This is a genomic window from Paenibacillus apii, assembly GCF_011043685.1.
GTDB classification, from domain to species: domain Bacteria; phylum Bacillota; class Bacilli; order Paenibacillales; family Paenibacillaceae; genus Paenibacillus_AQ; species Paenibacillus_AQ sabinae.
This window is the reverse complement of record NZ_JAAKGU010000002.1, coordinates 367613-386377: the sequence shown is the minus strand read 5'-3', so window position 1 is coordinate 386377 and position 18765 is coordinate 367613. Positions and strand designations below refer to the sequence as shown.

At 53.7% G+C, this 18765-nt stretch carries 21 protein-coding genes and 1 riboswitch; all 21 genes read right to left on the bottom strand.

Annotated features, from left to right (window positions below; translation table 11 throughout):
- Positions 1–5: 5 nt before the first annotated feature.
- Positions 6–1004: a rod shape-determining protein MreB gene (gene mreB, locus G5B47_RS07665; RefSeq protein WP_025336824.1), complete on the bottom strand. Its 999-nt coding sequence runs from the start codon at positions 1002–1004 to the stop codon at positions 6–8.
- A 128-nt stretch (positions 1005–1132) separates the two neighbouring features.
- Positions 1133–1420, bottom strand: a complete 288-nt coding sequence (gene spoIIID / locus G5B47_RS07660; RefSeq protein WP_025336825.1) for a sporulation transcriptional regulator SpoIIID — start codon at positions 1418–1420, stop codon at positions 1133–1135.
- Positions 1421–1644: 224 nt separating this feature from the next.
- The gene (locus G5B47_RS07655; RefSeq protein ID WP_165096319.1) at positions 1645–2385 is read right to left on the bottom strand and encodes a M23 family metallopeptidase; all 741 of its coding nucleotides are present in this window, start codon (positions 2383–2385) and stop codon (positions 1645–1647) included.
- 60 nt (positions 2386–2445) lie between these two features.
- Positions 2446–3630 (bottom strand): stage II sporulation protein D, encoded by a 1185-nt coding sequence (spoIID, locus tag G5B47_RS07650; protein WP_165096316.1) that lies wholly within the window; start codon positions 3628–3630, stop codon positions 2446–2448.
- Positions 3631–3847: 217 nt separating this feature from the next.
- The gene (gene murA / locus G5B47_RS07645; RefSeq protein ID WP_165096314.1) at positions 3848–5221 is read right to left on the bottom strand and encodes a UDP-N-acetylglucosamine 1-carboxyvinyltransferase; all 1374 of its coding nucleotides are present in this window, start codon (positions 5219–5221) and stop codon (positions 3848–3850) included.
- A gap of 236 nt (positions 5222–5457) precedes the next feature.
- Positions 5458–5703 carry a DUF1146 family protein gene (locus G5B47_RS07640; RefSeq protein ID WP_165096311.1) on the bottom strand — a complete coding sequence of 82 codons (246 nt, stop codon included), beginning with the start codon at positions 5701–5703 and terminating at the stop codon, positions 5458–5460.
- 286 nt (positions 5704–5989) lie between these two features.
- Positions 5990–6406, bottom strand: a complete 417-nt coding sequence (locus tag G5B47_RS07635) for a F0F1 ATP synthase subunit epsilon (RefSeq protein WP_025336830.1) — start codon at positions 6404–6406, stop codon at positions 5990–5992.
- Positions 6407–6432: 26 nt separating this feature from the next.
- Positions 6433–7833, bottom strand: coding sequence for a F0F1 ATP synthase subunit beta (gene atpD / locus G5B47_RS07630; protein ID WP_165096308.1), 1401 nt, complete (start codon positions 7831–7833; stop codon positions 6433–6435).
- Between the two features lie 146 nt (positions 7834–7979).
- Positions 7980–8858 (bottom strand): ATP synthase F1 subunit gamma, encoded by an 879-nt coding sequence (atpG, locus tag G5B47_RS07625; RefSeq protein WP_165096306.1) that lies wholly within the window; start codon positions 8856–8858, stop codon positions 7980–7982.
- Between the two features lie 166 nt (positions 8859–9024).
- Entirely contained in the window at positions 9025–10536 is a 1512-nt protein-coding gene (gene atpA / locus G5B47_RS07620) for a F0F1 ATP synthase subunit alpha (RefSeq protein ID WP_165096303.1), read from the bottom strand.
- A gap of 12 nt (positions 10537–10548) precedes the next feature.
- Complete coding sequence (locus G5B47_RS07615) at positions 10549–11100, bottom strand: F0F1 ATP synthase subunit delta (protein WP_165096300.1); 552 nt, start codon at positions 11098–11100, stop codon at positions 10549–10551.
- Positions 11097–11585, bottom strand: a complete 489-nt coding sequence (gene atpF, locus G5B47_RS07610; RefSeq protein ID WP_165096297.1) for a F0F1 ATP synthase subunit B — start codon at positions 11583–11585, stop codon at positions 11097–11099. Before atpF ends, G5B47_RS07615 begins: the two co-directional genes overlap by 4 nt.
- Positions 11586–11703: 118 nt before the next feature.
- A complete protein-coding gene (gene atpE, locus G5B47_RS07605) occupies positions 11704–11934 on the bottom strand; it encodes a F0F1 ATP synthase subunit C (protein ID WP_165096294.1) in 231 nt (76 codons plus the stop codon).
- Positions 11935–12011: 77 nt separating this feature from the next.
- A complete protein-coding gene (gene atpB, locus G5B47_RS07600) occupies positions 12012–12830 on the bottom strand; it encodes a F0F1 ATP synthase subunit A (RefSeq protein WP_165096291.1) in 819 nt (272 codons plus the stop codon).
- A 5-nt stretch (positions 12831–12835) separates the two neighbouring features.
- Positions 12836–13237, bottom strand: coding sequence for an ATP synthase subunit I (locus G5B47_RS07595; RefSeq protein ID WP_165096289.1), 402 nt, complete (start codon positions 13235–13237; stop codon positions 12836–12838).
- A complete protein-coding gene (locus G5B47_RS07590; RefSeq protein WP_165096286.1) occupies positions 13227–13484 on the bottom strand; it encodes an AtpZ/AtpI family protein in 258 nt (85 codons plus the stop codon). The genes G5B47_RS07595 and G5B47_RS07590 overlap by 11 nt, the downstream gene beginning before the upstream one ends.
- Positions 13485–13649: 165 nt before the next feature.
- The gene (wecB, locus tag G5B47_RS07585; RefSeq protein WP_165096283.1) at positions 13650–14831 is read right to left on the bottom strand and encodes a non-hydrolyzing UDP-N-acetylglucosamine 2-epimerase; all 1182 of its coding nucleotides are present in this window, start codon (positions 14829–14831) and stop codon (positions 13650–13652) included.
- Positions 14832–14864: 33 nt separating this feature from the next.
- Positions 14865–15494 (bottom strand): uracil phosphoribosyltransferase, encoded by a 630-nt coding sequence (upp, locus tag G5B47_RS07580; RefSeq protein WP_025336841.1) that lies wholly within the window; start codon positions 15492–15494, stop codon positions 14865–14867.
- Between the two features lie 447 nt (positions 15495–15941).
- Entirely contained in the window at positions 15942–17189 is a 1248-nt protein-coding gene (locus G5B47_RS07575) for a serine hydroxymethyltransferase (protein WP_165096280.1), read from the bottom strand.
- A 52-nt stretch (positions 17190–17241) separates the two neighbouring features.
- The gene (locus G5B47_RS07570; RefSeq protein WP_165096696.1) at positions 17242–17814 is read right to left on the bottom strand and encodes a TIGR01440 family protein; all 573 of its coding nucleotides are present in this window, start codon (positions 17812–17814) and stop codon (positions 17242–17244) included.
- 194 nt (positions 17815–18008) lie between these two features.
- Positions 18009–18090, bottom strand: a riboswitch (ZMP/ZTP riboswitch).
- Between the two features lie 61 nt (positions 18091–18151).
- The gene (locus tag G5B47_RS07565) at positions 18152–18739 is read right to left on the bottom strand and encodes a low molecular weight protein arginine phosphatase (RefSeq protein ID WP_165096278.1); all 588 of its coding nucleotides are present in this window, start codon (positions 18737–18739) and stop codon (positions 18152–18154) included.
- Positions 18740–18765 lie beyond the last annotated feature (26 nt).

The following is an 18765-nucleotide window of genomic DNA, read 5'->3' as shown; positions in this document are numbered from 1 at the left end:
GCTGCTTAAAACTTTTTCTTAACAACCTTATCCAAATGATCCAGCAAAATGCCCGTTCCCTTCACAACGCAGTGCATCGGGTCTTCCGCTACCCAAACCGGCACGTGCAGCTCTTCGGAGAGCAGCTCGGTAATTCCGGTCAGCAGCGCACCTCCGCCGGTCAGCACGACGCCGCGGTCAATGATATCGGCCGACAGCTCCGGAGGGGTCCGTTCCAGCACCGTCTTCGCCGCAACCACAATGGACGATACCGGGTCCCAAAGCGCCTCCTGCACCTCGGCCGACGTAATCGTCAAAGTCTGGGGAAGCCCGGTCACCATATCGCGGCCGCGGATATCCATTTCCGCCTGCGTGCCGCCGGGGCGCACGTTGCCGATCGCAAGCTTGATGTCTTCCGCCGTCCGCTCACCGATGAGCAGCTTATACTTTTGCTTGATATATTTTAAAATGGATTCGTCGAACTTGTCCCCCGCAACTTTAATGGAGGAGGCGGTAACGACGTCGCCCATCGATAATACGGCTACATCCGTCGTTCCGCCGCCGATGTCGACGACCATATTTCCGCTCGGTTGATAAATATCCATGCCCGCTCCGATCGCCGCGGCTTTGGGCTCTTCTTCCATGAAGACTTCCTTCGCCCCGCTGCGTTCGGCCGCTTCCCGGATCGATTTCTGCTCGACAGACGTAATATTCGTAGGGGCGCAGATCAAGATGCGGGGACGAGAATACCAGGTGCGGCCTCCAACGCGGTCGATGAAATACTTCAGCATCGTTTCGGTAATTTCAAAATCGGCGATGACGCCATCCCGGAGCGGACGAATCGTCGAGATATTGCCTGGGGTGCGGCCGACCATACGGCGCGCCTGCTCTCCCACCGCAAGGACCTTCTTCGTGTCGCTTTCAAGCGTGACCACGGAAGGCTCATCCAGAACGACTCCTTTTCCTTTAACATGAATAAGCACATTAGCTGTGCCGAGATCGATTCCGATGTCCTTGCTAAGCATAATGAAAGAGCCCCCAAAGTATTATTTTAGATAAGAAAAATGAGTTAGTGCCAAATTTTAAATTACCATACTTTAGGGGGGGAATTCAATGGATTCTGTCTGAAAATCACTTTAAAAATCCGATAATATTACGGCTGCGCCGCAACGGCCACCTCCCGTTTTTTCCCCGTGTTCTTCTTGTATTTGATTTTGGTGGCCTCGCCCCCCCGGAGATGACGGATGGATTTGTGATATTCAAGAATGTTCTTCACCTGATCGGCCAGATCAGGATTGATTTCCGGCAACCGCTCGGTCAAATCTTTATGCACCGTGCTTTTGGAAACGCCGAATTCTTTGGCTATGGTCCGGACCGTATGCCTAGTTTCCACGATGCAGCGTCCGATTTTGATGGTGCGTTCCTTGATGTAATCGTGCACGCTCCCGCCTCCCAACTGTGGATAGTTTGGTACATTATATGAGGGGCGGGCCTATATATTCGCGCTTTAACGGGATGACAAGCCGGTGCAGGCTCATTTTATTTGCGGGACAACCGTAAAATAGCCCTAAAAAGCGGGGACTATGCGCCTATAACGGGAGACGAAACACGAAAAAGCAGGAGGACGAGTGTCCCCCTGCCTTGGCTTTCAGGTTTCCATCTGGCTTACTTTTGCGGAAGAAGGTCCGAAGGATTGACGACCTTGTCGTCCTGATACACCTCAAAATGCAGGTGATTTCCCAGATTCTTCTCGATCTCATTGCGTCCGGCTGCGGCTAGCGTATCGCCCTGCTTCACCTGGTCGCCCTGCTTCACTTTGGCTTCTCCGAGACTTTGGTAAACGGTCTTCAGATTGCCTTGAGTCACTTCGACTACCGTACCGAGTGTAGGCACATCCTCGACCCGGGTCACTTCGCCGCTGATAGCGGCTTTGACGTCAAACGTCTTGTTGTCTTCGCGGGCCAGATCAATGCCGGTGTTGGGCGTAAAGGTATCGCCGTTTTGCACCATAGCCTCGATATGATTCTCTTCGGTGCCGTTCTCGTCATAATACGGCTTGACGACGTCCACGTCGCTCGGGTTGGCCACCGGCCAAGCCAAGCTTTCCGCCGAAGCGGTCACTTCGAGTGCATTCGGATCCTTGCCGGCATCGGCGGTTGTATCGCCTGAAGCCCCCACATCTTTGGTTACGACGGCGGCGGTGTCTGTCGAAAGCGGCTTATGGCCGGCATCCTGATAGACCCACACCAAGGTTAGTATAATTGCCGCTGCCGCTGTGTAGACTGCCGGAAACACCCAACGTTTGGAGAACAATCTGTTCCACGAAGAAGGCTGGCTGCCGGTTTCTCCCTGATTGGTTTTGAGAGATTCTTCATGGGATGGTTTGTTTTTGTTTTGTTCATTCATTTGCTATCACCTCAGTAACCATTGTTACCGGGCGGTTCGCTTTTATACGTTTCTTTCACTTTATTTTTTCAAAAGAGTTGAGACTTGCGTAAACGATATTCCGCTGTAATAGTGTTTGAGAATTTGCGTCGCCGTGGAGCCCTCCTTCGCCATCCCGTTCGCTCCCCACTGGCTCATGCCGACGCCGTGGCCGTTGCCGTAGGTCGTGATGGCGATCTGCCCCTTCTTGATCGTCCAAGTGAACTGGCTGGAACGAAGCCCAAGCCGCTCCCGCACCTCGCGTCCCGTAAACACCCGTCCGTCAATCGAAATCTCTTTAATCCGGTGGCCTGCGGTAAGCGACAGCACCTCCAGCTGCGGCAGCCCTGCGGCAGTCCGCTCCATGGAGAGCGGTTTTAACCGCCCCGACGCGCCTGCGGATGAGGCCAATACTCTCTGCGCACCCTGGGGTGCGATTCCGCCTAAGCCCAGCTTCGCTCTCAGCTCGGAGAAAGTGAAGGTGGCGGTAGACTGAAGCTGCGGATTCACTTCCCGGTCCCAAGGGCTCGCCACGCTCCGCAGATAAGGCACGGCGGCCTTCCAGTAATCCTCCGAATTCTCCGTATACCCTCCGCTTGAGGCAAAAAAAGATGCCGTAATCGGCTCCCCTCTGTACGTCATCACGATGCCGCGCGTCTCGCGAACCGCGCGGCGGAGCTTGGCCAGGTCGGCCCCTCGGCCGGCCTTCGCCCAGTCCCGCTGCAGCACGGCGGACGAGACGTAAGCCTGATGGCTTACGGTGTCGGTCACATCCGCTCCGGCAGCGGGAACCCCGCTTCGGTCGTCCGCCCGCAGGCGGCGGACGATAAAGGTGCGGGCCGCGATGGACTGCGCTTTGAGCGCTTCGAGCTCAAAGCCGGCCGGCATCTCGGCCGCGATCACGCCGGTGACGTAGTCCTCCAGCGGCAGGGTCTCGATTTGTCGGGTACGCGACAAATACACGGACACCTTCGGCTGCGGGGCTTCCGCCGCAGCCGGTTCCCGCGCCGCGGGCGCGCCGGAGGGCTGCGGCGTGGGAGGCGGCGCGGGCGGGTCGTGCCGCAGCTGCACGACCGCCAGCGGCAGCAGCAGCGCCGCAAGCAGCGGCGCGGCCAGCCAGGCGGCGGGTAACAGCCGCCTGGACCAGCCCCTGGCCGGAAGCCTGCGGCTCCGGCGGGCGGGTCTCCACCGCGCCGGCTTGCGGCGCCAGAGGCGGAAATCTTTCATCTCTTTCTTCTCCCTTCCTGAATAACCTCGTACTACATCATATGAGTCTCAGACAATTGATAGAACGACAGGATTCGAGAGAAGAAAGAGTTGGAGCCAGCAAGGACCGCCCTCCGGCCTTAACTGGCTTCAATAATGACCCCGTAGCTTTTCTCAAAAAAAAGAGGCCCGCCATATAGTTATGGCAGACCTCCCGGTTATGAAACGGTTTGGAGATTTAAACCCAGCTCGGTTGAACCTGAACCTTGAACAGGGGCTTTGCTTCCTCGGCAGCGCCCTTGGACGTTTCGGGTTTGAGCTTTTCTTCTGCGGCGGCTTCGGCCGGACTTTCGTCCAGTGAGACGCGCCAAATGTCCGCGCCCAGGCCGGACAGCTTCTCCGCCAGATGCACATAGCCGCGGTCAATATGATGCGTGCCGCTCACTTCCGTCGTTCCCTCTGCGACCAGACCGGCCAGAATAAGCGCCGCTCCCGCACGAAGGTCCGTTGCGCAGACCTTCGCCCCGACCAGACGGGCATCTCCGGTAATGATGGCGGAGCGCCCTTCGATCTTGATTTCCGCATTCATCAGCTGGAATTCGTCCACGTGCATGAAACGGTTCTCAAAGACCGTCTCCGTAATGACGCTCGTTCCTTCCGAACGAAGCAGCAGCGCCATCATCTGCGACTGCATATCCGTCGGAAAGCCCGGATAAGGCAAAGTCTTCACGTCGACAGCCTTCAGCGGCTTGTCGCTAATGACGCGTACGCCGTTGTCGCCCGGAATAATGGTCACGCCCATTTCTTCCATCTTGGCGATAACCGGACCGAGATGATCGGCAATCGCGCCTTCCACGTACACGTCGCCGCCGGTAATCGCCGCAGCCACCATATAAGTTCCCGCTTCGACCCGGTCGGGAATAACATGATGTCTTACGCCGTGCAGGCGCTCTACGCCTTCAATCCGAATCATGCCGGTGCCTGCGCCGCGAACGACGGCGCCCATGCTGTTCAGGTAGTTGGCCAAATCGACAATCTCCGGTTCCTTCGCCGCATTCTCGATCGTTGTCACGCCTTCCGCCAAAGCGGCGGCCATCATAATATTCTCGGTTGCGCCGACACTGGCCACGTCGAGATAAATCTTGGCTCCGCGCAGACGGCCGGTGCTTTTCGCTTCGATATAGCCCTGACCGAGGCTGATCTCGGCTCCAAGGGCTTCAAACCCTTTCAGGTGCTGGTCAATTGGACGCGTACCGATCGCGCAGCCGCCAGGAAGAGAAATGCGCGCACGGCCCAATCGGGACAAAAGAGGTCCCATCACCAAAAAAGAAGCCCGCATTTTGCGTACCCACTCATAGGGCGCTTCAGAAGTGGATAGGTTTCGGGCATCCACCTGGATGATATCGTTTTGATATGTAACTCCCGCCCCCAGAGATTCCAGTACCTTGCTGATCGTAATTACATCATCTAGCGGAGGCGCGTCGACAATGACGCTTTCTCCTTCTTCAGCCAATAGAGAGGCGGCTATGATCGGTAGTACGGAATTTTTAGCGCCGCTTACTTTCACGCTTCCGGTCAATCTTTTGCCACCGCGGACGATAAATTTACTCATCTTTCGGTTCCCTCCGCGTCCATTATTTTCTCTGACATTCGTGTCATTCTCCATATCCTTGCTTGTTTGAGTAATCAATTTAGTTAAAAATCAATTTAATAAGGCTTCGATTTCCGCTGCTTGGCCCCGGTCTTGCGTGGGACACTTCTTAGATTTAAGTTTTTACAAAAAAAATGTAATTATGCGGCGTTTTTTGGCGAAACCGGCTATGACATTAATAACCGGACCGTCCGCAATTAAAACATATGACGTATTTGAACACTGTAGCCCAGGTAATCCAGCAGGAAGCCCGCCACAAAATGTCCCAATACAATAGCCAGCAGCAAATGAAGCAGCCGCCCTTGCGGGCTCTTGGGATATCTTATGATCAAATCAAGCTTTAGGTTCTGCAGGGCCCACCAGGATAATGCCACACACAGCAGCGATACAATCATTGACATCAGCCCGCTGATTCCCAGAGAGCCGGTTAATTCGTTTATCATGATGTTCCCCATCCTAACCCCCCAAACCTAGACTTGCTCGGAAATCGACTCTTATATCATACTTGCGTAATGCAAAAGAATCCAGTACTTTTACATTTTTTTAACTCAAATCCTCCAGGTAAACGCTATCAGACCCAATGTCCTTTCAGAAGTTACAAAATAACATCTTTTGTTATAGATTTTCCAGCCTAAAAATTACATTCTGTTCATCAAAAAACTCTATAAGACTCAAAATTTCAGAGCATAAAAAAAAGCAGCCCGGCATATGGCCAGACTGCATTTTCATTTATTTTTGTCCTTTTCCAGCGGACACTTTAATCCGTGTAACCGCACGCTGCAGTGCGAGCTCAGCGCGGCGGTGATCGATGTCGTCCTGCTTGCCGCGGGACTGCAAGCGCCGCTGCGCCCGTTCCTTGGCCGCCTCGGCACGTTCAAGATCGATATCGCTCGGCAGCTCGGCGCTTTCCGCCAGCACGGTCACTTTATCCTTATGCACTTCAATAAAGCCGCCGTGAACGGCGACCGTTGTCACACCGGCGTCCGATTTGATGGTCATCGGTGCAACCTGAAGCGGAGTTACAAGCGGAACATGTCCCGGCAAAATGCCCAGATCGCCTTCTATCCCACGTACGGTCAAGCTGTTAACCTGCTTGGCAAATACGAGGTGATCCGGCGTGACAATTTCCAACAAAAAGGTGTTCACTTCGAATTCCTCCTCAAAGCTTCAGGTTACAACGTCTTCGCCTTTTCTACAGCTTCCTCAATTGTGCCTACGTATAGGAACGCCGCTTCCGGAAGATCGTCATGCTTGCCTTCCAGAATCTCCTTGAAGCTGCGGACAGTTTCCTTGATCGGTACATATGCACCTTTGAAACCGGTAAACTGCTCCGCCACATGGAAAGGCTGCGACAAGAAGCGCTCTACCTTACGGGCACGGGCCACGATCAGCTTATCTTCCTCGCTCAGCTCATCCATACCGAGGATGGCGATAATATCCTGAAGCTCGGTATAGCGCTGCAGCAATTGCTTAACGCCCTGAGCCACATTATAATGCTCTTCGCCGACAACATCAGGAGCCAGAATCCGGGAACTGGATGCCAGCGGGTCCACCGCCGGGAAGATCCCTTTCTCGGAGATTTTACGCTCCAGGTTCGTCGTTGCGTCCAAGTGGGCAAACGCCGTTGCCGGAGCGGGGTCGGTGTAATCGTCCGCCGGAACGTAGATCGCCTGGATGGAAGTAACGGAGCCTTTTTTGGTGGAAGTGATCCGTTCCTGCAATTGGCCCATTTCTGTTGCCAGCGTCGGCTGGTAACCTACTGCTGAAGGCATGCGGCCCAGCAATGCGGATACCTCGGAGCCCGCTTGCGTGAAGCGGAAAATGTTATCGATAAACAGCAGCGTGTCGCGTCCTTCCACATCGCGGAAATATTCCGCCATCGTCAGACCCGTCAGCGCAACGCGAAGACGCGCGCCCGGCGGTTCGTTCATTTGTCCGAACACCATCGCTGTCTTCTTGATAACGCCGGAGTCGGTCATTTCGTGGTAAAGGTCATTACCTTCACGGGTACGCTCACCTACGCCCGCAAATACCGAGATACCGCCGTGCTCCTGCGCGATGTTGTTGATCAATTCCTGAATCGTTACCGTTTTGCCTACGCCCGCGCCGCCGAACAGGCCGATTTTACCGCCTTTGGCGTAAGGTGCAAGCAGGTCGATAACCTTGATTCCGGTCTCCAGAATTTCCGCCTGTGTCGACAGCTCGTCGAATGTCGGAGCCAGACGGTGAATCGGGTTCTTCTGGGATTCGCCGATTTCCTCGCCGTTATCGATCGTATTTCCCAGCACGTTGAATACCCGGCCGAGTGTAACATCACCGACGGGAACCGAAATCGGGGCTCCCTGATCGGCAGCTTCCAGACCGCGAACCAGTCCGTCCGTGGAGGACATGGCAATACAGCGTACCAGATTGTCGCCCAGATGATTGGATACTTCCAGTGTCAGCTCGTTCTGACGTCCTTGCTCCGGGCTGGCTGCGATCTTGATGGCATTGAAGATCTCGGGCAGTTGGCCGCGTTCAAATTCAATATCGACAACCGGACCCATAATGCTAACTACGCGTCCTACGTTCATCTATGTTTCCCTCCTTGAAAACTGTTACCCAAGAAGAAACGTCCGCGCCTTGTTCCAAGGCATCGTTCCTTACTCTTCGAAATAGAAGACCTGTTTAAGCGCCCGGCAAATCCATTCAAGCCAGGAAGCTTACCTGTTCTCATATATTAGCTTTGGGCGTTTGCACCCGCTACGATCTCGGTAATTTCCTGAGTAATAGCCGCCTGACGGGCACGGTTGTACGTAAGCGTCAGGTTACCGATCATTTTCGAGGCATTCTTGGTCGCACTGCCCATTGCCGTCATCTTGGCGCCGAGCTCGCTGGCTTTGCCGTCGAGGATGGCGCTATAAATCAAGGTCTCCGCATACTTGGGCAGCAGAACTTCAAGCACGCCTTCCGGTGACGGTTCGTATTCATAGCCCGCTTTAAGCTCATGACCTTGAGTTTCTTCCTTCTTGCCGACTCCATCCATCGGAAGAAGACGCTCCACCGTCGGAATTTGGCTGATCGGATTGACGAACACGTTATAGCAGATATAGATCTCATCGAACACGCCTTCTTCGAATTGTCCTACCGCGGCATAGGCGATCGACTTAATGTCGGAGAAGGAAGGGGTGTCGGAAAGCTCGGTCACTTCCTCGACGATCGGATAATTGCGCCGGCGCAGGAAATCGCGGCCTTTGCGGCCGATGACAAACAAGCCGTATTCATCCTTGGACTTATGACGTTCCTGGATAAGGGTTGTCACTTTCCGTAAAATATTGGCATTGTACCCCCCGGCCAGGCCGCGGTCCGAAGTGATGATGATATATCCTGTTCTCTTGACGGGACGGCTTACCAGCATGGGGTGCTGGATTCCTGTGGTACCGGCAGCGATATTCGACACGACTTCTTTCAGCTTCTGCGAATAAGGACGGGCCGCTTCCGCTTTCTCCTGCGCCTTTCTCAGCTTGGAGGCGGCGACCATTTCCATCGCTTTGGTGATTTGTCTGGTGTTCTGAACGCTTTTGATTTGACGTTTAATATCACGCATGCTTCTTGCCATGATTTCACCACCTTAAAGCTTTGGCGAAGCCAAAGCTATCTTCGTAAGCATTCTCTGTGCTTTGGCGAAGCCAAAGCTGTCTTCGTAAGCATATCTGCAAGCTTTGGCCTAGACCAAAGCTTGCTTCAATACTCCCGTTACCTTATCGATTGCGCCAGTCCAGTTCTTAGCTGGCGGCAAAACCTTTTTTGAACTTCTCGATAGCAGCCTTCAGCGCCGTTTCATTATCAGCCGTCAGATCCTTCGTTTCCGTAATGGATGCGGCAACTTCAGACGCGTTGCTGTCTATATAGGAAAGGAATTCTTTTTCAAAGCGTCTGACATCCTTAACCGGGATATCATCCAGATATCCTTTGACCGCTGTGTACAAGCTGATTACCTGATGCTCGACGGAAAGCGGCTGGCCTACACCCTGTTTCAGGATTTCCATCATCCGCGCGCCGCGGTTCAGACGGGCCTGCGTCGATTTGTCCAGGTCGGAGCCGAACTGGGCGAACGCCTGCAGCTCACGGTATTGGGCAAGATCCAGACGGAGCGAGCCGGCAACCTTCTTCATCGCTTTGATCTGCGCCGATCCGCCTACGCGGGATACGGAGATACCGACGTTGATCGCCGGACGCTGTCCGGAGTAGAACAGGTCGGACTCCAGGAAGATCTGGCCGTCGGTGATCGAAATAACGTTCGTCGGGATGTATGCCGATACGTCGGAAGCTTGAGTCTCGATGAATGGCAGAGCGGTCAGCGAACCGCCGCCAAGTTCATCGCTGAGCTTCGCGGCGCGTTCCAGCAGACGGGAATGCAGATAGAATACGTCACCAGGGAATGCTTCGCGGCCCGGAGGACGGCGGAGCAGCAGGGACAGCTCACGGTAAGCGGCCGCCTGTTTCGACAGGTCGTCATAGATGACCAGAACGTGCTCACCCTTGTACATGAAGTATTCGCCCATTGCGCAGCCCGCGTACGGAGCGATGTAGAGCAGCGGGGACGGCTCGGAAGCCGAAGCGGTAACGACGATCGTGTACTCCAGCGCACCGTGGCGGCGAAGCGTTTCAACGACCTGCGCAACCGTGGATTGTTTCTGTCCGATGGCAACGTAGATACACTTCATTCCGTTGCCCTTTTGGTTAATGATCGCGTCGATGGCGATAGCCGTTTTACCGGTCTGACGGTCGCCGATAATCAGCTCGCGCTGTCCGCGGCCGATCGGTACCATGGAGTCAATCGCCTTGAGACCTGTCTGCATCGGTTCGTGTACCGATTTACGCTCGATAACGCCCGGTGCGTTGTTCTCAACCGGACGGAATTCCGTCGTTTCGATTGGACCCTTGCCGTCCAGAGGCTGGCCAAGCGGGTTAACGACACGGCCGAGCAGCGCTTCGCCGACGGGAACCTGCATGATGCGGCCCGTGCGTTTTACTTGATCGCCTTCGCGGATTTCCGTATATTCACCGAGAATAACGACACCGACGTTGCTTTCCTCCAGATTGAGCGCCATACCCACGACGCCGTTGGAGAATTCGAGCAGTTCGCCTGCCATCGCATTTTCCAGACCGTATACGCGGGCGATCCCGTCGCCGACTTGAATGACGGTTCCGACTTCGGCTACTTCAATATCGGATTTATATTGTTCGATTTGACTTTTAATCAAAGTGCTGATTTCTTCAGGTCTGATGCTCAAGGTAGCTCACCCCTATCTTCTATGCTTATCGTTAAAGGATTTTTCCAGACGATCCAGCTTACCGGCCAGACTGCCGTCGTATAGCGTATCACCGATGACCACTTTAAGTCCGCCAAGCAAGCTTTTATCGACTACATTGGTAGCCCGGATTTTCCGGCCGGATAAGGTTCCGAACTCTTCGGCGACAGCCTTCATTTCCCGTTCGTCCAATTTGTAAGTGGAGTACACGGTAGCGTCGGCCAATCCAAGGCTCTCGCCTTCGATCTTGATGTAACTGTCCAGAAGGTCGGAAAGAATGCTCATTCTGCCGCGCTCCACGAGAAGTTCAAGCGTGTTGATTACAAGCGTCGAGAGCTTGCCATTCAGCGTGTTTTTGAGCACCGCAAGCTTGTCTTCCCCCGAAATCTTCGGGGTGCTGATGAATCTTTGAAGATCTGAATCCGAAGCCATCGCGGAAACCAGAGCTTTCAGCTCTTCTTCCACTTCCAGCGTCTTCTTCTCTTCAAAAGCCACCTCGAACAATGCCTTCGCGTATCTTTTGGCAACTACCGTATCCTGACTCATGATCTGCCCCCAACCTCTTTGAGGTACTGATCAACGAGCTCCTCCTGCGCGGCATCCGAGCTGACTTCCTTCTCCAGCAGCTTGGATGCGATTTTTACGGAAGCTGCGCCAAGCTCGCTGCGCAGAGCTTCGACAGCCTTGTTTTTTTCATTCTGAATATCACGGACGGCCTCTTCCTTGATACGGGTGGCTTCCGCTTTGGCTTGCTCAAGCAGCTGTTCGGTCTGCTTCGTGCTTGTCTGTCTGGACTGCTCGATAATTTCATAAGCTTCTTTGCGGGCTTCCTGAAGAGCCTGTTTCTGCTCCTCCACGTAGGCGACCGCCTGCTCCCGCGTCTGCGAGGCTTCGTTAATCTGCTGCTGCACAAGTTCTCGCCGCTTCTCCATCACGGAGAACAAGGGACCGAAAGCATATTTGTTAAGCAGGAAATACAAAATCAGAAATGCAATCAGCGCTAGGACGAGCGATGTGATTGAAAAATGCACTAATGGTCACTCCTTTCCGATAACTTCATTAGCCCTTGCCGGACAAGCTTTAAGGCCAAAAAGAAAGCGCGGAGGGCCGTGGCCTTCCCCGCCAAATGTTATTTGATCAATCTAATTATTAGACTCCTGCAGCCGCATAGAAAATAAAGGCAAGAACGACACCGATAATCGGCAAGGCTTCGACCAGAGCGACACCGATGTACATAGTTGTTTGAAGCGTTCCTCTAGCTTCAGGCTGACGGGCGATACCTTCTACCGTCTTACTTACAATCAGACCGTTACCGATACCGGCGCCAAGCGCGCCCAAACCTACCGCGATAGCTGCCGCGATAAATGCCATAGCTCCCATTTGAAAAATCCTCCTTAAAGTTGTGTGTAATTTCAATATATTAATTTACCGGCATGCCAGGGCATGCCAGAAAGTAACTAATGCTCTTCATGTGTTTCAATGGCCTGTGATATGTACAGGAAGGTCAGCATGACGAAGACGAAAGATTGAATGGAGCCGACGAAAACACTGAAGCCTTGCCATACCATCAGAAGCGGAACGGAGGCCACAAATCCGATAGCGCCGGTGGATCCCAGCTTGATTAACTGTGCGATAAGCACTTCCCCTGCAAAGATATTGCCGAAAAGACGCATGCCATGCGTCAGCAATTTGGAGAACTGTTCAATCAGGTTAATCGGCAGGAAAACCGGGAAAGGTTGAAGATAATGTTTGAAGTACCCCTTGGTGTTGCGCGTCATTCCGAGAAAATGAACGATCAGGAAGATCATTCCAGCCAATCCCATGGATACGGAAGCATCTGCAGTCGGCGATTTCCACCAAGCCACCTCGACCTCGGCTTCTACGCCGGGATTTGACGCATGAAGCTTGTCGATTGCCTCGACCACATTCACCAGCGGTTGTCCAAAGAATGTCGCCTTGCTCGCGTCATGATAGCCGGTAACAATACCGAACGGAAGTCCGAGCATGTTGGCTACAAAAATAAACAGGATCAGCGTAAGCCCCAAAGTGAGGAAGGGCTTGCCTTTCTTCAGATCCATTGTGCTTGCCATCATACCTTGAACAAATTCAACCAGCCATTCCAGAAAGTTCTGCATCTTGCCAGGGTTCTCAACAGAAAGATTCCGCGTCGCCAATCGGGCAATGATAAAGACGATGGTGCAGGTAACGACAAGCATAAGCACGATGGACAGGTCAACATTCAGTCCAGCCACTTCAATGATCGGTGATAAATGCATGTTTCTCACCCCTTTCTATCAGAGTCTTTGCGGTTTTCAGACATCAGTAAAAAAAAGCCTACAATAGGGAGTACAAAATATCCGGTCATTAGACTGGCGAGCACCGCGATCTCATTGAAGTAATGAGGAAATTCTAGCGCCAGCACGATAGCGAGGATTGAGATGCAACTTCTCACCCCAAAACCCAGCGAAGCGCGCTTTTTGCTCTCGCCGGTTACGGATTTACCGATTCCTTTGACTTTATGAGCCATATAAAACACATTTATACAGCTTACAATGGCACCGAGAACGACTCCGTGAAACACAGTGCGCCGATGAGGCATCAGCTCCGCGATAATCAAACAAGCCGCGACAATCCCCATAATGGTCAAGAACATTAGCCTGTTGATTCTGGATTCATCGTTCATCGCTATTCCTCGTCGCTTTCCTTATGAGCGCCACAATGCTGGCAGCCCCCGAAAGCATGCCAAAAAGAACGCAAAGTCCGACCCATAATCCGGTATTTCCCCACTTGTCGCCAATCCATTTGCCAAGATAATAACCCCCAATGGTGCATCCGGCAAGATCAATGCCGATTGCGCTGACCAGACTCATGGTCTGGAAGGATTTTCTCAACCAAAGGTTGTCATTATTCGGTTGTTCAGGCTGTTTCATAGTACCCCACCCTTGGAATTCCAATTCATTTTACTGAATGTTACAAGAGTTTGTCAAACTAACGCAGCAGCGCTAAAAATCAATGAAAGTATGAAAATAATCACAGCAAAACATTACAAAACCATATAAACCGTACAGTTTTACTGTATGCTATTTAAAACTCTTTCACGGTTTGACGTTGGAGGTCTCCGAATTATTTGTGAACATTCTGTGAAACTGCTCCGGACGCTCTTCATTTATACCAAAATGGTGCAAAATCGCACTGACAATTCGTCCGGATGCTTTACCGTCTCCATACGGGTTGGCGGCCCGGCTCATGGACTGATAGAGATCCTGATCAGTCAACAAAGCATGTGTCCGTTGATACACCTTCTCCTCGTCCGTACCCACCAATTCGAGCGTTCCCGCCTCGATGCCTTCCGGGCGCTCCGTAGTGTCGCGCAGCACGAGAACAGGAACTCCAAAAGACGGAGCTTCTTCCTGCAAGCCGCCGGAATCAGTCAAAATCAAGTGGGTATGCGGATAAAAATTATGCAAGTCCACGACATCCAGCGGATCGATCAGCTTAATTCGGGGATGATCGCCCAAAATCTCGTACGCCGGTTCCTTAACCGCGGGACTCGGATGCACGGGATAGCAGATGGCGACATCTTCGAATTCATCAGCAATTCTTTTGACGGCACGGAAAATATGACGGTGCGGTTCGCCTTGGGATTCCCTGCGGTGCGCCGTCATCAAAATAAGTCTTTTTCCTGAAGCCCAGTCCAGTACCGGATGCCGGTAGCCCGGCTGTACGGTATATTGAAACACATCGGTTACCGTATTGCCTGTGATATAAACACTTGATTCTTTTTTGTTTTCATGTCTCAAATTCCCTGCCGACCAGTCGGTCGGAGCGAAGTGCAGATCGGCGAGCACACCGGTCAGCTGACGGTTCATCTCCTCCGGATAAGGGGACAGCTTGTTCCATGTGCGCAGGCCCGCTTCCACATGCCCAACCTGAATTTGCTGTAAAAAGGATGCATAGCTTGCCAAAAACGTGGTCAGCGTGTCGCCGTGCACCAGTACAAGATCAGGCTTCGCCTCCCGCAGTACAGGCTCCAGCCCTTGAAGAACCCGGATCGTAATTTCGTTCAGCGTCTGCCGGTCCTTCATGACATCCAAATCGTAGTCGGGGACAATGTTAAATACTTCAAGCACCTGATCGAGCAACTGACGGTGCTGGGCCGTCACACAAACGAGCGATTCGATATGCTCGGGATGCTTTTGAAGCTCAAGCACCAGCGGAGCCATCTTGATCGCCTCGGGACGGACGCCGAAAATCGTCATTACTTTAATCTTGGACATGATCCATTTCCTTTCTTCTTCCGCTTCGGGTATTCACTTCGTTCCGTACAGCCGGTCGCCGGCGTCGCCAAGGCCCGGCACGATGTAGCCATGATCGTTCAAATGGTCGTCAAGCGCGGCAACATAAATGTCAACATCCGGATGGGCTTCCTGGACAGCAGCAACGCCTTCGGGAGCGGCGATCAGATTCATCATTTTGATCTGGGTGCACCCGCGGTTCTTGAGCGAAGTAATAGCTGCGATCGCGGAACCTCCGGTGGCCAGCATCGGATCGATGACGATCAGCTCACGCTGCTGCACATCGGTAGGCAGCTTGATATAATATTCGACGGGCTGAAGCGTCTCCGGGTCGCGGAACAGGCCGACATGGCCCACCTTCGCCGCAGGGAGCAGCTTCAGGACGCCTTCCAGCATCCCCAGACCGGCCCGCAGGATCGGGATAAGTCCCAACATTCTTCCGGAAATGACCTTGCCCTGCGTTTCGGCGACCGGAGTCTGCACTGTAATCGTTTCCAAAGGGATGTCCCGCGTAATTTCATAGGCCATCAGAGTAGCGACTTCGTCCACATGTTCTCTAAATTCCTTCGTATTAGTCCGCACATCGCGTATAAAAGTCAGTTTGTGCTGAATCAATGGATGATCGCAAATCACCAATTTTCCCATTCACTTGTCCCTCCGGTAGTTGTAAGTCTTATGCAAGCCGAGGCGGGGCTGCCCCTTTCGCGGCTAAATCCTGTATATTATATCATCACTGGAAGCGCATTTCACCTAGGGAGGGCGGCAGGCCGGGATGGAGAAGCCGGATTCGCGGTTCGTCCTACTTTTCACACTTTTTTCATGATTTTTCTTGAAAGTTACATGAACTTTCTGCGCACTTTTCTGCAATTTTCATTCCTTTAACAGCGCATTCCTGTGAACGTTCTGTTAAGAAGACATGGATGCGCCGTCCTTTTTGGTGCTGCATCCGTTTACAGACATAATTATGGAAGTATCATCCCGCCCAACGAACAAACCGCTCTTTAAAAAAAGCCTCCGCAGCCGGTCAGACGGACATGCAGAGGCTTTAAATGAAACGCTAGGGGCGATAGGCCTTGCCCCGTTTAGCAGCGATTAGTATTGCAGTTCAGGGTAGATCGGGAAGCGCTCGGTCAGCGCGGCAACCCGGCTGGCGGCGTCTTTCAGTGTCGCTTCGTCCTTCGGATTCTTGAGAACGGCGGCGATAAGCTGGCCGATCTCGGTCATCGCCTGCTCGTCCATGCCGCGCGAAGTAACCGCAGGCGTGCCGATCCGGATGCCGCTCGTAATGAACGGGCTGGTCGGATCGAACGGAATGGCATTTTTGTTAACGGTGATGCCGATGGAATCGAGCACTTTCTCCGCATCCTTACCGGTAATGTTCAAATTGCGCGTATCGACCAGCATCAGATGGTTGTCGGTTCCGCCGGAGACGATATTGACGCCTTCGCCGATCAGAGTTTCCGCAAGCACCTTCGCGTTCTTCACCACGTTCTCCGCATAGGTCTTGAAGGACGGCTGAAGAGCTTCGCCGAAGGAAACGGCTTTGGCCGCGATGACGTGCATCAGCGGACCGCCTTGCGATCCCGGGAATACGGCCTTGTCAATCGCCGCAGCCCACGGCTGTTTGCAGAGAATCATGCCGCCGCGCGGCCCGCGCAGCGTCTTATGGGTGGTTGTGGTCACGAAATGAGCATGCGGAACAGGGCTAGGATGCAGTCCGGCGGCTACCAGGCCGGCGATATGCGCCATGTCGACCATAAACAGCGCTCCGACGTCGTTTGCAATCGAAGCCAGCGCTTCGAAATCGATCGTGCGCGGATAGGCGCTTGCGCCAGCGACGATCAGCTTCGGACGATGCTTGAATGCGGCTTTGCGCACTTCGTCGTAGTCGATAAGGAAGGTGTCTTCCTGAACGCCGTAAGCGACAAAATTATAGAGTAAGCCGGAAGCGTTAACCGGGCTGCCGTGCGTCAGGTGTCCGCCATGGGCCAGGTTCATCCCAAGCACCGTATCTCCCGGATTAAGCGCGGCAAGGTATACGGCCATGTTCGCCTGCGCGCCGGAGTGCGGCTGCACATTGGCATGGTCGGCGCCGAACAGCTGCTTGGCACGGTCGCGGGCCAGATTCTCGACGATGTCCACATCTTCACAGCCGCCATAGTAGCGCTTGCCCGGATAACCCTCAGCATATTTATTCGTCAATACGGAGCCCATTGCCTCGATGACAGCCTCGCTCACGATATTCTCCGAAGCGATCAGCTCGATATTGGCCTTCTGACGCTTCAGCTCTAGTCCCATCGCTTTCAGTACTTCCGGATCACTCTTGCGCAATTGTTCCATTGTTCTTGTTTCCTCCCTGAAATTAAGTTTATGAGATGGGATTTATCCTTCCCTAATCACACAGCTTCGAGCCGCTTTCTTCCTGCTTCCGGTACACGGCGCGCTCGCCGCCGATCAGCGGCGGACGGGTGTAGGCCGCATTCACGCGGGCTTGTCCGATATAGCGCAGCGAAGGCCGGAATGGCACGGCGACGCGGCGCAGATGCATGCCGATCAGCGTCTCGCCGATATCGATGCCTGCATGAGCCTGTACCGTTTCGGCCAGTACGGGATCAGTCATTGCCCGGTAGGCCGCGGCGCCCATTGAACCGCCGGCCCCCGGAATCGGCACCGCCGACACTTCGGTCAAGCCGAGCTGCTCCAGCAGCTTCCGTTCCATTACAATGGCCCGGTTCAAATGCTCACAGCACTGAAATACCGGGGAAAACCCGAATCGCTCCGCAGCCCGGTTCACCCCGGACAACAGCTGCTCAGCCACTTCCAGCGCGCCGCCGGTGCCGATGCGCGTACCGGCCACCTCGCTCGTGCTGACGCCGACAACCAGTATCTTGCCCGGCCCGATCCCGCCGGCTTCCGCCAGCTCTTTCAGCACGAGCAGCGTCTGTTCGGCGATAGACAGGTCCACCGCAAGGCCGCTTCCGCCGCCGGACGGGTCAGGGGCGGCAAAGATTTTATCCTCCGCCCGCTTTCCGTAATTTTTCACCGTTTTACCTCCTCAGAGAACCAAGTTGTCTGATACGGTCAGGATAACATGCCCGCTGCCTGCTCATTCATAGATTTTAAACAAAAAAGAGCAGTCCGCAGACAGCTGCGGAATTGCTCTTTCGCCCAGGCGACCGGCCGTTTATTCCGATGCTCCATCGTGGTTGGTCCACACTTGTCGCCAGTTACACCGGAACCGATTATTTGTCTATATCTTAAATCATGCTGCCCGGAAAATCAACCGCAGCTTGCTAATATTTTTACAGCCGATGCAAGGTTTCAAGCTTATCCAGCAGCTTGTGCAGTGATGAACGGATTTCCGCCGCCGCATATTCATAGTCCTCGCGGCTTCCGCCGAACGGGTCCATAATGTCCGCGCTTGGTATCCGCTGGCGGATCTCGATAATCCGCTGCAGATCGGCTGCTTTCGGTTCCTGTCCCAGCGAAGCGGCCAATTCCGTTCCGGCATACAAGCTGTCAAGCTCCTCCAGATCCCTGCGGACCGCGTCCTCATCCTGCACGTATTCCTTCAGGGTAAACGTCTTGGATACCGCCTTGGGAAAATAGTGCAGCACATGCCGCTTATGACTCTGGGTGAGGGTCAGCACCAGATCGGCCCAATTCAGCAGCTCGCCCGAAAGCTGGGAGGATGTAATTGAGTCGTTAACGCCTTCATCCCGTAATATGGCCGCCGCATGCCTTGACATCGGCGTTCCGGAGATCGCGGAAACCCCGGCGGACCGCACCTCCAGATTGACACCCCGCTCCGCCGACAGTTTACGCATGAGGCCTTCAGCCATTGGACTGCGGCAGGTATTGCCGGTGCAGACGAATAAAATATGAAGCATGCTGATCACCTCCATGGGATTTACTC